The sequence below is a fragment of the Streptomyces sp. NPDC052773 genome, assembly GCF_044547145.1.
In the GTDB taxonomy this organism is placed as follows: Bacteria; Actinomycetota; Actinomycetes; order Streptomycetales; family Streptomycetaceae; genus Streptomyces.
The window spans coordinates 820,553-834,512 of the sequence record NZ_JBITZX010000001.1 but is presented as its reverse complement, the minus strand read 5'-3'; the positions used below and the strand labels follow the sequence as shown (position 1 = coordinate 834,512).

Here is a 13,960-nt window from a genome sequence, read left to right as displayed (position 1 = left end):
CGCTCCAACGCGCCCCCCACTCGCCCGGGAGTCCCCCCTTTGTCTACAGCGAACACGGAGAACGGCGCCCCCACCGCTCGGCTCTCCGTCGCCCTGGTCGGTGCCGGCCCGCGCGGCACCAGCGTCCTCGAACGCCTCTGCGCCTCCGCCCCCTCCCTCCTGCCGCCCGGTGCCCGGCTCACGGTGCACGTCGTCGACCCGGCACCGCCCGGCCCCGGCCGGGTCTGGCGCACCGACCAGTCCCCGGAGCTGCTGATGAACACGGTCGCCTCGCAGGTGACCCTGTTCACCGACGACAGCGTGGACTGCTCCGGCCCCATCCGCCCGGGGCCGAGCCTGTACGAGTGGGCCGGCGGCGACCTCGGCCCCGACGACTACCCCACCCGCGCCCACTACGGCCGCTATCTGGAGTGGGTGTTCGCCGAGGTGGTGCGCGAGGCCCCGCCTGGGGTGCGCGTCGAGACCCACACCGCCCGCGCGGTACGGCTCACCGACGCCCCCGACGGCCGCCAGACCCTCACCCTGGACGACGGCCGCGTCCTGACCGGCCTCACCGCCGTCGTCCTCGCCCAGGGCCATCTCCCGGCCGCCGCCGACCCGGAGCAGCGCCGCCTGGCATCGTACGCCGCCGCACACGGCCTGCGCCATGTGCCGCCCGCCAACCCGGCGGACGTGGACCTGACCGCCGTATCCCCCGGCGAACCGGTTCTGCTGCGCGGTCTCGGCCTCAACTTCTTCGACCACATGGCCCTGTTGACGACCGGTCGCGGCGGTCGCTTCGTGCGGGAGGGGCGGGACGGGCGCGAGGTGCGCTACGTCCCGTCAGGCCGCGAGCCGCGGCTGTACGCCGGGTCGCGGCGCGGTGTCCCGTACCAGGCGCGCGGCGACAACGCCAAGGGGCCGTACGGCCGGCACACCCCGCTGGTGCTCACCCCGGAGGTCGTCTCCGGCTTCCGCAAACGCGCGGACTCGGGCGACGCGCCGGACTTCCTCGCGGAGATATGGCCGCTGGTGGCGAAGGAGGTGGAGACCGTCTATTACGCGGCGCTGCTGCGGCGCCGGGACTTCGGCGACCCGGACTTCGGCGATACCGACTTCAGCGAGCCGAACCTCGGCGATCCGAACCTCGGCGATCCGGAGTTCACCGACCGCTTTCTGGCCGTGCCGCACGGGGATCCGGAGGAGGCGCGGCTGCTCGACGAGTTCGGGGTGCCGGAAGGCGAACGCTGGTCCTGGGAGCGTCTGTCCCGTCCGTACGGGGAACAGGAGTTCGCCGGCCCGGGGCAGTGGCGGGCGTGGTTGCTGGGGTATCTGCGGGCGGACGCCGCGCAGGCCGCGCTGGGGAACGTCCGCGGTCCGCTGAAGGCGGCGCTCGACGTGCTGCGCGATCTGCGCAACGAGATACGCCTGATCGTCGACCACGCGGGACTGACCGGCGCGTCCCGCCGCGACCACCTCGACCGCTGGTACACCCCGCTCAACGCCTTCCTCTCCATCGGCCCGCCCCGTCGGCGGATCGAGGAACTGGCCGCGCTGATCGCCGCGGGCGTGGTCGAGGTGCTGGGTCCGCGGCTGGAGGTGCGGTGCGCGGACGGGGCGTGGCTGGCGCGGTCGCCGCTGGTGCCCGGGTCGGAGGTGCGGGTGACGACGCTCGTCGAGGCCCGGCTGCCGGAACCGGATCTGCGACGCACGGCCGACCCCCTGCTCGCCGGCCTGCTGGACGCCGGGCAGGCCCGCCCGCACACGGTCGACGGATACGAAACCGGAGGCCTGGACGTGACGCCGCGGCCGTACTTCCTGATCGATGGTCAGGGTCGCGCGCTTGGGCGGCGGCTGGCGTTCGGCGTGCCCACGGAAGGGGTGCACTGGGTGACCGCGGCGGGCGCCCGGCCAGGGGTGGACTCCGTGACGCTGGCGGACGCGGACGCGGTGGCGCGGGCGGTGCTGCGGAGGGCGGCGGAGGAGGCGAGCGCGGCGGGAGCCGCGACCGGGGCCGCGGGCGGTGCGTATGCGGAACCGCAAGCGGAAGGTAAGCAATGGCTAAATGTTGAACTTGCAAGCATTGATTAGGGCCACCTAACGTGAGGGCTCCCACTCGGTTCTGTCCCCGACGGGTCCGCCGGACCCGCCCGACCGAAGGAGCCCCCCACATGACCGCACGTCTCGACAGCGCGCAGCCGTACGTCATCGGCCTGTTCCGGATCGTCGTCGGCCTGCTCTTCGCCTGCCACGGCGCCGCCTCCCTGTTCGGCGTCCTCGGCGGTGCCGCGGGCGGCGACGGCGGCACCGTCCCCGCCGGCACCTGGCCCGGCTGGTACGCGGCCGTCATCCAGCTCGTCGCCGGCGGGCTGGTGATGCTCGGCCTCGGCACCCGCGCGGCGGCGTTCCTCGCCTCCGGCTCGATGGCGTACGCCTACTTCGACGTCCACCAGCCCATGGCCCTGTGGCCGCTGGAGAACGGCGGCGAGGCCTCCGCGATGTTCTGCTGGGCCTTCTTCCTGCTGGTCTTCACCGGCTCCGGCGCGTTCGGCCTGGACCGGCTGTTCGCCAGGCGGTCCGCGGACGCGGAGCCGGAGGCGGAGGCGGAGGCACGCAAGACGCCGGTGACGGCGTGACGGACTGACGGGCTGCCGGACTGCCGGGCTGCCGGACTGCCGGACTGCCGCTGCCCGGACTTGCAGCCGAGCGCCCCGTACCTCGTCGGCCCCGGAGACCATGCTCCGGGGCCACTCCCGTACCCTCGTAGGGCTTACGGGGGACAACGGGGAGTAACGGTGCTGGAGACTGTGGGGTCGCTGACCGGCAGCCCATGGATCTACGCGGTGGTGGCCGTGTCGATTCTTTTTGATGTGTTCCTGCCGGTACTGCCGAGCGGGGTGCTGGTCATCATGGCGGCGACGGCCGCCGCCGCGGGCACCGGCGCGGCGACCGGCAAGGTCCCGCCCGACGTCCCCGACATCCTCGTGCTGACCCTGTGCGCCACGACCGCGTCGGTGCTCGGCGACCTAGTCGCCTACCGCCTCGCCTGGCGCGGCGGCCACCGGCTGGACCGCGCGATCGCCCGCTCGCCCCGCCTCAGCCTCGCGCAGGAACGTCTCGGCGCGGCGCTGGCCCGCGGGGGCGGCGCCCTCGTCGTCCTCGCCCGCTTCGCGCCCGCCGGCCGCTCCGTGGTCTCCCTCGGCGCCGGCGCCGCCCACCGCCGCGCCCGCGACTTCGTGCCCTGGTCCGCCCTCGCGGGCCTGTCCTGGGCCACCTACAGCGTCGCCCTCGGCTACTTCGGCGCCCACTGGCTGGGCACCACCTGGCTGGCGACGGGGGTGTCCGTCCTGGCGCTGTTCGGGGCGGGAGCGGCGGCGACGTATCTGATGCGGCGGGCGTAGCGCCGACCGGGGCTAGCCCGCGCTGCGGACGGGCCGCCCCCTCACCTCCAGTCCGGACAGCAACTCGGCCGTGGCCTCGGCGATGGCCTCGACGGCGTGGTCGAAGACCTCGCGGTTGTGGGCGGCCGGCGCCCGGAAGCCGGACACCTTCCGCACGTACTGCAGAGCGGCGGCCCGAATGTCCTCCTCCGTCGCCTCCTCGGGCAACGCGGGCGGACGAAGCGTCTTGATACTCCGGCACATGGCTCCAGTGTCCTCCTCTCCCGGCGCACCCGTCCCGCCTTTCAAAACCGGGCTGGCCCGCACCCCCGTCCCCCTGTCATGATCAACGCCGAGGCGGCCACCGATTCCCGGGGCCGACCGATGAGAGGAGCCATTCGTGGCACACGCCTTCGCCGTGCTCGGCCCGGGCGGTGTGGGCGGCCTGCTCGCCGCCCTGCTGTCCCGCGCCGGCCACCGCGTGATCTGTCTGTCCGGCGAGGACACCGCCCGCGCCCTGCGCACCGGCGGCATCCGTGTGCGCAGCGCCCGCTTCGGCGACTTCACCGCCCCCGTCGAGGCCGACACCGCGCTGCGCGAGCCGGTCGACGCCTGCCTGATCACCGTGAAGCACACGGCCCTGGACGCCGCCCTGACCCGCCTCCCGGCAGACCCGGACGCCCTCGGCGACACCCTGCTGGTCCCGTTCCTCAACGGTGTCGAACACCCCTCCCTGCTCCGTGACCGCCACCGCCCCGACCGGGTCGCCCCGGCCGCGATCCGCGTGGAGGCGACCCGGGTCGCGCCCGGCGAGATCGAGCACGGCAGCCCGTTCGCCGAGATCGACCTGACCGGCGATCCGGTCCCGCGCGCCCGCCTCGACGCCCTCGCGGCGGTGCTCGCGGCGGCCGGCCCGACCACGCGGGTCCTGGACGACGAGGCGGCGACGCTCTGGGCGAAGATGTCGTTCCTGGCGCCCTTCGCCCTACTCACCACCCGGTACGCGGTGCCGCTCGGCGAGGTCCGCACCCGGCACCGCGAGGAGCTGACCGCGCTGGTGGAGGAGGCCGCCGCGGTGAGCCGCGCCTGCGGCGGCCCGGGCGACCCGGCCGAGGCGCTGGCCCGCTACGACGCCTTCCCGCCCGCCACCAAGTCGTCCATGCAGCGCGACGCGGAAGCGGGCCGCCCGCTCGAACTGGACGCGATCGGCGGGGCGTTGCTGCGCGCGGCGCAGCGGCACGGCGTCCCCGTACCGGTCGCGGAGAAGGTGATCCGGGACCTGCGCGACGCCGGCCACTGACGCGCCCGGCGCCTCGCGGCCCCCGGCCGTTCAGCCCTTCACGTCACCGCTCAGCTCGATCCGCCAGTCGTGGCACGTGATCCAGTGCCCCTTCGGGTATTCGAAGTCGACCGGTCCGAGCAGGGTGAACCCGGCCCGCTCGCACACCTTGCCGGACGCGGAGTGCGTCATCTTCGGAAAGGCGTGCAGCCATCTGTGCCGCCCGGCGGCCCGTGCCTCCTCGACGATGGCGCGGGCCGCACGCGCGGCCAGTCCTCGCCCCTGGAACTCGGGGAGCACCGCCCAGCCGGTCTCCCACACCGTCCCGCCCCGCCACTCGCGCTCCCAGAAGCCGATCGAGCCGGCGGTCTCCTCCCCCTCCGCGAGCACCACCCGGTACATCCGCCCGACTCTGAGCTCGACATACCGCCGGTGCCGGTCGGCGAGCTTCTCCTCGCTCTCCGGCCCGCCCAGGTGCTCGGTCATCTCGGGGCTGTTGGCCCTGCGCAACAGCCAGAAGTCGTCTTCCCCCCACGGCACCAGCCGCACCTCACCGTCCATGCCGACCACGGTAGAGGCCGGCACTGACAAGGACCCGGCTCGTCCCGCTCCGAGCCGGGAACCTTGACAGGCGGGCCCAGCCGTTGGAGCAGTAGTTGCCCGTGGCGGGGTTGGCCGGCCCGATGACGCTGATGGAGTTGCCGCAGACGTTCAGGTCCAGGTCCACCGGAATCCGGACGACGTTGCCGGACAGAGCGCCGGGAGCCGACGGCGACGCCGTAGGCGCAGGCACCGCTGGTGCCGCAGACGCCCGTGTCGCCCCTGCCGTCGCCCGTGGTGTCGGCGGCGGGTGACCCCGGCCAGGGCCAGGGCGGCGCCGGCGACAACGGTCACGGCGATCCCGGGAACAACGCGCACAATCTCTCTCCTCTGTCGGAAACGAGAGATGTGCCCTGATTCTGTGCAGCCGCAGACGCGCACCGCCGTCGCCACTACCCCGAACGGGCGAACTCTCTCGCGACCCAAAATCGAACAGGCGTAGCATTGGCCCGTGGCTACGACCTATGACTTCCCCAGCGACCTCCGCGCCGGTCAGGAGGAGCTGCATCAGGTCCGGGCCGAACTGTCGGCCCTGCTGAAGCGGCTCCCCTGGTCGGTCGTGCCCCTGGACGGCTTCAGCGACGACGGCGGCTGGCGCAAGGTGGAGCGCCCCGCCTCCCCCGGCTGGACGGCCGACGAACAGGCCGAGGTGGAGAAGCTGCGCCGCCGCGAGCACGAACTCGCGGTCTTCGTCAGCACCCACCGCTACTGGTCGGAACTCTCCGGCCCCGACCGCGTCGCCGCCCGCTCCCAGCTGAAGCACGCCCACGAGACCACGGAGGAGCCGGAACAGAGCTGAACCGGCACAAACGACGAAGACCCCGGCCGCCAGGACCGGGGTCTTGGCATACCGGAGACCGTCACAAATTCAACGCTCTACCTTCACATTGCGTTCACACCGGCTAGATTCACCCTCCCGCACACGCCAAGGGGGGCGACATGAGCCAGCAGTACCCACAGCAGCCCGACTGGGGACAGCAGCAACCGCAATGGCAGGGCACACCGCAGCAGCCCCAGCAGCAGGGTTGGGGTGCACCGCCTCCGGGGTGGCAGGGCGCTCCCCCGCCCCAGCCGCCGAGGAAGTCGTCCGTCGGCAAGGTCATCGGCTTCACCGCCCTCGGTCTGGTCGGCCTCATCCTGCTCATCGGCTTCATCGGCGCGGCAGCCGACAGCGGCTCGGGCGGCGACAGGAAGGCCGACTCGGTGAGCGCGGCCGATGACCGGAAGGAGGCCGGCAACGCCCCGGCAGCCGAGGAACCGGCCGAAGAGGAACCCGAGCAGGAAGCCCCGGCCGAGGATCAGGCGGCCTCGGACGGTCCCGTCAAGGTCACAGCGAAAAAAACGGCCTTCGCCAAGAGCGTCCTCGCCGAGGGAAGCGACTACACGAGCGTCCTCGTCACGATCTCCAACGACGGTGACGAGCCGATCGACGTGAACCCGCTGTACTTCACCGTCACCGACACCAAGGGCTCGAAGCACACCGCCGAACTCGCCGTCGACGAGAACCAGATCGACACGGTGGACCTCGCTCCCGGCGAGAACATCTCCGGCACGATCACCGGCAAGGGCACGTTCACGCCCGAGTACGTGACCTACACGGACGGACTTCTCGGCGACCCGGTCCGCGGCGACGTGTCCTGACCGGCCACGGCCCTCAGATGCGACAACGGCCCCCCGGAGAGTCTTCCGAGGGGCCGCCGTATGTCGTTCGACCTGGACCGATGGTCAGTGGGCGCGGACGGTTTCGAACCGCCGACATCCTGCTTGTAAGGCAGGCGCTCTACCCCTGAGCTACGCACCCGAGAACGAGTCGACAGCCTACCTTGCCCGGGGCAGTGTCCTGCAAACCCGGTGCCGGGGAGACCGGTCGTGGTCTCGGGGGTGGGGGTCCGGGATCTGCGGGGGTTATCCCCACCCCGGATCCGGGAGCGTCCCGGATGCCCGGGCGGGCGGCGGATCCGTACGGTCGAAGCACATCGCAGCCGCGGTGGCGACCCGCCGCGGCCCGACCCAGGGGGAGACCGTCATGGCCCGTTCCGTTCCCGCTCGCGCGGCTCTCGTCGCCGGTGCCGTCGCCCTGCTCGTCGCGGGGCTCGGCGCCTGTAGTTCGGCCGGCGACGACGAGGAGCCCGAGACGCGGTCCTTCGCGCTGAAGGGCACCACGCTGACCGTGGACGCGGAGGACTCGGCGCTGGAGATCGTCGCCTCCGACGAGCACACCGAGGGCAGCGTCGAGGTGACCCGCTGGTTCGACGGCTCGGTCGTGGCGGGCGGCGACCCGAAGGTGACCTGGGAGATGGCGGACGGCGACCGGCTGGTGCTGCGGGAGGACTGCTCCGGGTTCATCGCCGACTGCTCCTCCAAGCACCGCGTCGAGGTGCCGCGCGGCGTCGACGTGAAGGTGGTGAACGGCGACGGCAGCGTCCGCGCAGACGGGTTCCGGGACGCGCTGAGCATCCGTACGGCCGACGGGTCGGTGAACGTCACCGGCACCACCGGCCCGCTCGACCTGCGCACCGGCGACGGCTCGGTCCGCGTCGAGGACGCCACCGGGCCGCTGCGCCTGCACACCGAGGACGGCTCCATCCACGCGGACGTCGACTCCCGCGAGGTCCGCGCCCGCACCGGCGACGGCTCGGTGCGGCTGGAACTGGGCTCCGTACCGGACCTGGTGGAGTCCCGCAGCGGCGACGGTTCCGTCACCATCGACCTGCCCCGGGCGGCCTACCGGGTGGCCACCGAGACCGGCGACGGCGCGGTGGACGTGTCCGTCCCGCGCGACGAGTCCAGCGACCATGTGGTCTCCGCCCGCACCGGCGACGGCAAAGTCACGGTCCGTACGGCGAACTGACGGGCCCGTGTGTTCGTCCTTAACCGGTGGGAGAATGACACCGGGCAGGGCGGATGACAGCACGGGAGAGGGATGTGACGGCGACACCGCAGCAGCCGTACTCGCCGTCGATGCCGCGCGGGCGCCACCGTGCCGGCCCCCGGAGAGCCCCCGGCGCCACCGAGGCCACGGACGCCCGAAAGTCCCGGCCCGCGGTCACGGGCGCCGCCCTCCGCGACGTCCTCACCCTGATCGGCCTGCCGCTCGTCGCCGCGCTCGCGCTGCCCGGCGCCTTCGCCGGCGGCGGCACCCGGCGCTGGTTCGGCGGACGGGCGGAGAGCCAGCGGGCGGAGGCGCAGGCCGCGAAGGACGCCGCCGCGGCGGCGTTCTACGAGCTGGACACCGCCCAGCGGGATCTGCGGATCTCCATCGAGACCATCGCCGCCGTCGACGACTCCCCCGCCGCCCGCCGGGCCGCCGCCGACTTCGCGGAACTGGGCCGGCGCATCGACGAGGCCAGCCACCGGTACATCCAGGCGGTCGACGCCCACGACCTGGACCGCGACGACCTGGAGGCCTCGGCCGCCGCCCGGGCCCGCACCGAGCTGACCGCCGCCGAGGACGAGCTGGGCCGGGTCAAGAAGGACCTGGACCGCTTCACGGAGGGCCTCGGCCCGCTGCTCGGCAAGGCCGAGACCCAGCTGGCCCGGCTCGCCCCGGCCGTCGAGCGCGCCCGCCAGGCGCTGCTCGCCGCCTCCAACGCGCTGGACACCGTCCGGGGCGCGGGCCTCAGGGCCGACGACCTCGCCGCCCGGCTCGCCGCCCTCGCACCCGAGCTGACCAAGCTCAACCAGGGCGCCGGGCAGCACGGCGTCCCGCAGACCCTGGAGCGCGCCGAGCGGGTCGCCCGCGAGGCGGAGACGATCCGCGCGGAAGCCGAGCGGCTGCCGGAGCGGGCCGCCGAGATCGACCACCGGCTGGTGTCCCTGCGGACCCGCGCCGAGGCCCTGACCACCCGCGCCGAGCAGGTGGAACCGGTCCTCAGCGAGTTGCGCCGGCGCTTCACGCTGGCCTGCTGGCAGGACCTCCAGCGGGTGCCCGAGCAGGCCGCGGAGACCGTCCGGCAGGCCGAGGCCAAGCTCCGCGAGGCCCAGGCCGCGCGCGACGCCCAGCGCTGGCCGGACGCCACCGCGCTGCTCTCGACGGCACGGGCGCTGCTGAACTCCACCGACGAGGCCGTCTCCGCCGCCGGGGACCGGCTGCGCCGGCTGAACGCCGTGCAGAAGGACCCGCAGCAGGAGATCGAGCGGACCCGGTTCGCCATCCGGGACGCCCAGCGGCTCGCCATGGCCGGCCGCCACACCCCCGACCCGCGGCACGCCCGCCCGCTGGACGACTCCGTGGCCCGCCTGGAGCGCGCCGTCGCCACCCTCGACGGGCGCCACCCCGACTACTGGCACTTCCTCACGGAGACGGAGGCGGTACGGCGGACGGTGGCGCGGGTGGTCGCCCTGATCCGCGAGGAACGCGCGGCGGGCACCGGCCACTGACACGTCGGCCACTGACACGTCGCCGCTGACACGTCGGCCCCGGCCCGTCGCGTACCGGTGCCGACCTGTTTTGGTGGCGCGGCGTCGCGGGCAGGCGGATATTGGTGAACGAAAGGGACGAAAGAGCCGCCCGCTGACACCCGAGGGAGGCGGATATGGCCACACACGCAGTGCACAGGGGATCGCGGGGCCGCATCAGCTTCAACGACCACCTGCCCGTCGACCACCGCCTGAACAGGGTCTACCGGATCGGCGCGGGTCTGATGGGCCTGGTGCTGATCGCGTTCGGCATCCTCGGCCTGATCGACAAGGTGGGCTTCTTCGACACCCGCGGGGACCAGGTCGTCGGACTGAACACCAACGGCGCGCTGAGCGTGCTGTCGATCTGCGTGGGGCTGCTGCTCTTCGTCGGCATGGTGATCGGCGGCAACTTCGCCTCGACGCTCAACATGGTCGTCGGAGCGGCCTTCATCCTCAGCGGCTTCCTGAACCTGGGCCTGCTGGACACCGAGTACAACTTCCTCGCGTTCCGCATCCAGAACGTGCTGTTCAGCTTCGTCTACGGCGTGGTGCTCATGACGTTCGGGATGTACGGACGGGTCGGCTCGGCGCTGCCCGAGGACAACCCGTACTTCCGCGCCCGCCATCCGGAGCTGGCCCAGGACGTCGACGAGGACCGGGTCCAGCGCGCCGAGCTGCGCCCGAAGGCGCTGCGTCCGCCGGAGGCCGACCGTTAACCTGGGCGCATGCCACGCTACGAGTACCGGTGCCGGACCTGCGGTGACACCTTCGAACTGAGCCGTCCGATGGCCGAGTCCGCCGACCCCGCGGCGTGCCCTGCGGGGCATGACGACACGGTGAAGCTGTTGTCCACGGTGGCGGTGGGCGGGACGGCCTCCGCCCCGGCCGCCGCGCCCCGCGGGGGCGGGGGCGGCGGCGGTTGCTGCGGGGGCGGCTGCTGCGGATAGGACGGCGTCCGCGGGTGCGTCGCCGTCTGCGGGTGCCTTGCGGCTGGTCGCGCGGTTCCCCGCGCCCCTAGAGGGTGTCGGTGCGCGTCGCCTTCAGCAGTTCCCTCAGTGTGCGCTCGCCCGCCAGTACGCCCCGCTCCGGCAGTGCCGTGACCGTGGGGGCCGTCCAGTCGGTGTCCGCCAGTTCGCCGTGGCCGGGGCGCCAGCCGCGGTCCGCTGCGAGGAGGAGGTCGGCGTCGAGGAGCGAGTCGCCCGCGGCCAGCGTCAGCTCGGCGCCGGCGCGGCGGGCTACCTCGTGCATGGCCGCGCTCTTGGTGAGCGGCTTCGGCACGGCGTAGAGCTTGCGGCCCTGGAGAGAGACGGTCCAGCCGCGGTTCTCCGCCCAGACCGCCAGCTCCTTCACCCACTCCTCGGGCAGCAGCTCCCGCTCGACGACCAGGTAGGCGAACAGGTCCTCGGCGACCCGGTGCTTGCGCACCCACGCCGGATCGGCCGAGGCCAGCAGATGCGCCCGCACCTCGTCCAGCGAGGCGCACTCGTCCGCGAGCCGCGCGGTCACCCGGGCGTGCCAGGCGGGGTCGGAGACGCCGTCCACCAGCAGATGCCCGCCGTTGGCGCAGATGGCGTAGGTGGGCGGCGGGCCCGGCAGGTTGATGCGCTGGTACTGCTTGCGGGTCCGGGTCGTGGTCGGGACGAACACCGCCGCGTCCCCGAGGTCGGCGAGCAGCGCCGCCGCGGTCTCGGTCATGTACGACAGCGGCTTGCTCTCGTGCACCTCGACGCACAGCAGCCGCGGAGCCCGCGCGTCGGGCATGGTCAGCGACAGCGCCGCCGCCGAGTAGATCAACGTTCGGTCCAGGTCGCTCGCCACGAGCACCGGCATCAGACGGCCACCGCCTTTCCGTCGGCGCCCGTCGCGCCGCGTGTGTACTGGGGATGGATCAGCCCCACGCAGGTGTAGGGCAGCTCGGCGACCTCCTCGACCGGCACCCCGCGCTGCTCGGCCAGGAGCCGCACGTGGTCCAGGTCCGCGCCGGCTCCCGCTCGCGCGAGGATCTTCCACGGTACGCGGCGCAGCAGCACGCGCGTGGTCTCGCCGACGCCCGGCTTGACCAGGTTGACGTCGTGGATGCCGTACTCCTCGCTGATCCGCTCCACCGCGGCCCAGCCCTCCCAGGTGGGGGTGCGGTCGGCGGCCAGCAACTCCTTGACCTGCGCGTCCACCGCGTCGCCGACCTCGGTGAAGCGGGCGGAGACCGCGTCGAGGAAGGCGACCGAGACGTCGGCGCCGGCGAGTTCGCGGTAGAACTTGGCGCCGTGGTAGTCGTCCGGGCCGACCAGGTCGGCGCGGAGCACGGTGCGGGATATCAGCCCGGAGACCGTGGAGTTGAGGCAGGCGGAGGGGATCAGGAAGTCCTCGCGGGTGCCGTACGTCCGCACGCACGAGCCCGGGTCGGCGAGCACCGCGACCTCCGGGTCGAAGCCGGTGACGCCCTCGGCCTTCTCGAACTCCTCGAGGGCCGCCGCGAGCTCCCGGGTGATGGCGCCCTTGCCGGTCCAGCCGTCGACGAACACGACGTCGGCCGGGTCGTGGTGGGCGGCCAGCCAGCGCAGCGCGTTGGCGTCGATGCCTCGGCCGCGCACGATGGAGACCGCGTAGTGCGGCAGGTCGAGGCCGTGGCGGTGCTGTGCCCAGCGGCGCATGAGGATGCCGACGGGGGTGCCCGCGCGGGCCAGCGAGACGAGGACCGGGCGCGGGGACCGTTCGGCGAGCACCGTCTCGGTGACCGCGCCGACGGCGGTGGCCAGGCGTGCCGCGGAGGTGTCCAGCGCGGCGTGGAAGAGCCGCTGGTACTGCTCGCTGGGCTGGTACTCCACGGGCAGCGACTCGGCGTAGTGGGCGCCGCCGCGCTGGATGGCCTCCTCGCGCTCCTCGGTCGGCGCCTCCAGCGTGACGTCCGACAGGTCCTGGAGCAGCCAGCCGACCTCGTCGGGCGCGTACGAGGAGAAGGCGGGGCCGCGGAGGGGCTCGGACAGCATGGTGGCGGGCCTTTCGGGGGCCTTCGCGGCCCCGGGGACGTACGACGGGACGACCGTCAGCAGGACGTGCGGGGTGTGCTCGGCGAGCCGGGCGAGCAGGCCGTCGGGGGCGTGCAACGCGGGGGTGTCGGCGGCGGAGTCGACGACGGCGACGACGGCGTCGAAGCCGGCGCCCGCGACGTTGTAGGCGTAGCGGTCGCCGGGGCCGTCGGCCGGGTCGTCGTGGGCGGGGAAGACCAGGCGGGTGCGGATCGCGTATCCGGGGTCGTCGACGGCGAGGACGGGTGAGCGGGTGGTGGTGGAGAAGCGTATCTCCACGTCGGGGCGCAGCCGCTCCAGCTCGTGGGCGAGCCGTAGCGGGGTGTACATCAGCTCCTCGAAGCCGAGCACCAGCACCCGGCGGGCCCCTGCGGGCAGCGCGTCGGCGAGTCGCGCCGCCATCGGGGGGAGGGCGCGCTCCAGGCGCATGTGGTGCTGGGGGGTGAAGCCGTGGCGGCCACCGTCGGGGAGGCCCGGGGGCCAGCGCAGATCGACTCGGGTGACATGGCCGTCCGGCGTCTGCGGGCCGGTGGGGGTTGGGGTTGGTCGCGCCGTTCCCCGCGCCCCTGACTGGGTGTCGTACTCGGCGACCAGAGCTTGCCCCTTCTCCAGCACCCCGTCCGGGAGCTTCACGGTGCCCGAGGCCGCCGTCACCAGGTCTATCCGGGCGCCGATCCCGGCAGCGAAATCGTCCAGACGCCCCGCGTCCGCCGCCGAGCGCATGTCGACCAGGGCCACCACGACGTACCGCTCGCGCGGGTAGCGGGCGTGCAGGTCCCTGATGGTGTTGAGGACCGTGTTGCCGGTGGAGAACTCGTCGTCGACCAGGACGAGCGGGCCGGAGCCCGCGAGCAGGGCCGGGTCCTCGGGGAGCAGGAGGTGGGAGGTGGCGTGCGAGTGGGACTCCTCGAAGCCGCCCGCCGGGGCGACCCCGGGCACGGGGCGGCGGGTGGAGTGCAGGTAGGGGGCGAGGGCCAGGCCGTCGGCGACGGAGTGGCCGAGGCCGGTCGCGGTCTCCGCGTAGCCGAGGACGACCGCCTCGCGGGCCGCGTCGTCGCCGAGCAGCGCGCGCACCCGGCGGCCGAGGGCGAGGCCATGGCCGTAGACCACGGACGGTGACTGCGGTACGTGCTTGCCGAGCACGTTCGACACCAGCAGATGGGCCCGCTTGGGGTTGCGGCGCAGCGCCAGCCCCAGGAGGTCGGTCAGCCGGTCGTCGCCCATGAGTTCGACGCCCAGCCGCTGGGCGACCCAGCTGCCGGACCAGACCCCGTTGTTCACTGCCTTGTTCATGC

General features: G+C 73.5%; 15 protein-coding genes and 1 tRNA gene. 10 read left to right on the top strand and 6 right to left on the bottom strand.

Features of this window, described 5'->3' with window-relative positions:
* Positions 1–39 precede the first annotated feature (39 nt).
* The 3 genes from ACIG0D_RS03880 to ACIG0D_RS03870 all read left to right on the top strand — a co-directional run bounded on the left by ACIG0D_RS03880 (position 40) and on the right by ACIG0D_RS03870 (position 3,380).
* Positions 40–2,070 (top strand): FAD/NAD(P)-binding protein, encoded by a 2,031-nt coding sequence (locus tag ACIG0D_RS03880; protein WP_399796064.1) that lies wholly within the window; start codon positions 40–42, stop codon positions 2,068–2,070.
* A gap of 80 nt (positions 2,071–2,150) precedes the next feature.
* Positions 2,151–2,615 carry a DoxX family protein gene (locus ACIG0D_RS03875; RefSeq protein WP_399796063.1) on the top strand — a complete coding sequence of 155 codons (465 nt, stop codon included), beginning with the start codon at positions 2,151–2,153 and terminating at the stop codon, positions 2,613–2,615.
* Between the two features lie 159 nt (positions 2,616–2,774).
* Positions 2,775–3,380 carry a DedA family protein gene (locus tag ACIG0D_RS03870; RefSeq protein ID WP_399796062.1) on the top strand — a complete coding sequence of 202 codons (606 nt, stop codon included), beginning with the start codon at positions 2,775–2,777 and terminating at the stop codon, positions 3,378–3,380.
* 12 nt (positions 3,381–3,392) lie between these two features.
* Here the strand turns inward: ACIG0D_RS03870 and ACIG0D_RS03865 are convergent, their stop codons facing one another.
* On the bottom strand, positions 3,393–3,623 hold the full coding sequence (locus ACIG0D_RS03865) for a DUF2277 domain-containing protein (protein WP_399796060.1): 231 nt from the start codon (positions 3,621–3,623) through the stop codon (positions 3,393–3,395).
* A 136-nt stretch (positions 3,624–3,759) separates the two neighbouring features.
* On the opposite strand from ACIG0D_RS03865, the gene ACIG0D_RS03860 reads away from it, so the two are divergent.
* Complete coding sequence (locus ACIG0D_RS03860) at positions 3,760–4,659, top strand: ketopantoate reductase family protein (RefSeq protein ID WP_399796059.1); 900 nt, start codon at positions 3,760–3,762, stop codon at positions 4,657–4,659.
* A gap of 30 nt (positions 4,660–4,689) precedes the next feature.
* On the opposite strand, the gene ACIG0D_RS03855 is transcribed toward ACIG0D_RS03860, so the two are convergent.
* Positions 4,690–5,199 carry a GNAT family N-acetyltransferase gene (locus ACIG0D_RS03855; RefSeq protein WP_399796058.1) on the bottom strand — a complete coding sequence of 170 codons (510 nt, stop codon included), beginning with the start codon at positions 5,197–5,199 and terminating at the stop codon, positions 4,690–4,692.
* Positions 5,189–5,683: a chaplin gene (locus ACIG0D_RS03850; RefSeq protein ID WP_399796057.1), complete on the bottom strand. Its 495-nt coding sequence runs from the start codon at positions 5,681–5,683 to the stop codon at positions 5,189–5,191. The genes ACIG0D_RS03855 and ACIG0D_RS03850 overlap by 11 nt, the downstream gene beginning before the upstream one ends.
* Positions 5,684–5,689: 6 nt before the next feature.
* On the opposite strand from ACIG0D_RS03850, the gene ACIG0D_RS03845 reads away from it, so the two are divergent.
* Positions 5,690–6,037, top strand: coding sequence for a hypothetical protein (locus tag ACIG0D_RS03845; RefSeq protein ID WP_399796056.1), 348 nt, complete (start codon positions 5,690–5,692; stop codon positions 6,035–6,037).
* A 140-nt stretch (positions 6,038–6,177) separates the two neighbouring features.
* Complete coding sequence (locus ACIG0D_RS03840; protein WP_399796055.1) at positions 6,178–6,879, top strand: DUF4352 domain-containing protein; 702 nt, start codon at positions 6,178–6,180, stop codon at positions 6,877–6,879.
* An 88-nt stretch (positions 6,880–6,967) separates the two neighbouring features.
* Here the strand turns inward: ACIG0D_RS03840 and ACIG0D_RS03835 are convergent.
* Positions 6,968–7,039, bottom strand: a tRNA-Val gene (locus ACIG0D_RS03835).
* 225 nt (positions 7,040–7,264) lie between these two features.
* Between ACIG0D_RS03835 and ACIG0D_RS03830 the strand changes: the two genes are divergently transcribed.
* The 4 genes from ACIG0D_RS03830 (at position 7,265) to ACIG0D_RS03815 (ending at position 10,586) form a co-directional block, all read left to right on the top strand.
* Positions 7,265–8,089 carry a DUF4097 family beta strand repeat-containing protein gene (locus ACIG0D_RS03830; RefSeq protein ID WP_399796054.1) on the top strand — a complete coding sequence of 275 codons (825 nt, stop codon included), beginning with the start codon at positions 7,265–7,267 and terminating at the stop codon, positions 8,087–8,089.
* Between the two features lie 74 nt (positions 8,090–8,163).
* Complete coding sequence (locus ACIG0D_RS03825; protein ID WP_399796053.1) at positions 8,164–9,618, top strand: hypothetical protein; 1,455 nt, start codon at positions 8,164–8,166, stop codon at positions 9,616–9,618.
* A gap of 155 nt (positions 9,619–9,773) precedes the next feature.
* Entirely contained in the window at positions 9,774–10,355 is a 582-nt protein-coding gene (locus tag ACIG0D_RS03820) for a DUF4383 domain-containing protein (RefSeq protein ID WP_399796052.1), read from the top strand.
* A 9-nt stretch (positions 10,356–10,364) separates the two neighbouring features.
* Positions 10,365–10,586, top strand: coding sequence for a zinc ribbon domain-containing protein (locus ACIG0D_RS03815; RefSeq protein ID WP_365760285.1), 222 nt, complete (start codon positions 10,365–10,367; stop codon positions 10,584–10,586).
* Between the two features lie 67 nt (positions 10,587–10,653).
* On the opposite strand, the gene ACIG0D_RS03810 is transcribed toward ACIG0D_RS03815, so the two are convergent.
* Both ACIG0D_RS03810 and ACIG0D_RS03805 read right to left on the bottom strand, forming a co-directional pair.
* The gene (locus ACIG0D_RS03810; RefSeq protein WP_399796051.1) at positions 10,654–11,469 is read right to left on the bottom strand and encodes an HAD family hydrolase; all 816 of its coding nucleotides are present in this window, start codon (positions 11,467–11,469) and stop codon (positions 10,654–10,656) included.
* Positions 11,469–13,958: a phosphoribosyltransferase gene (locus tag ACIG0D_RS03805; RefSeq protein WP_399796050.1), complete on the bottom strand. Its 2,490-nt coding sequence runs from the start codon at positions 13,956–13,958 to the stop codon at positions 11,469–11,471. Before ACIG0D_RS03805 ends, ACIG0D_RS03810 begins: the two co-directional genes overlap by 1 nt.
* Positions 13,959–13,960 lie beyond the last annotated feature (2 nt).

Coding starts and splice junctions, on each gene's coding strand:
- ACIG0D_RS03875 (WP_399796063.1), top strand. CDS start 2,151: ATGACCGCACGTCTCGACAGCGCGCAGCCGTACGTCATCGGCCTGTTC.
- ACIG0D_RS03865 (WP_399796060.1), bottom strand. CDS start 3,623: ATGTGCCGGAGTATCAAGACGCTTCGTCCGCCCGCGTTGCCCGAGGAG.
- ACIG0D_RS03855 (WP_399796058.1), bottom strand. CDS start 5,199: ATGGACGGTGAGGTGCGGCTGGTGCCGTGGGGGGAAGACGACTTCTGG.
- ACIG0D_RS03850 (WP_399796057.1), bottom strand. CDS start 5,683: ATGCTACGCCTGTTCGATTTTGGGTCGCGAGAGAGTTCGCCCGTTCGG.
- ACIG0D_RS03840 (WP_399796055.1), top strand. CDS start 6,178: ATGAGCCAGCAGTACCCACAGCAGCCCGACTGGGGACAGCAGCAACCG.
- ACIG0D_RS03830 (WP_399796054.1), top strand. CDS start 7,265: ATGGCCCGTTCCGTTCCCGCTCGCGCGGCTCTCGTCGCCGGTGCCGTC.
- ACIG0D_RS03820 (WP_399796052.1), top strand. CDS start 9,774: ATGGCCACACACGCAGTGCACAGGGGATCGCGGGGCCGCATCAGCTTC.
- ACIG0D_RS03815 (WP_365760285.1), top strand. CDS start 10,365: ATGCCACGCTACGAGTACCGGTGCCGGACCTGCGGTGACACCTTCGAA.
- ACIG0D_RS03810 (WP_399796051.1), bottom strand. CDS start 11,469: ATGCCGGTGCTCGTGGCGAGCGACCTGGACCGAACGTTGATCTACTCG.
- ACIG0D_RS03805 (WP_399796050.1), bottom strand. CDS start 13,958: ATGAACAAGGCAGTGAACAACGGGGTCTGGTCCGGCAGCTGGGTCGCC.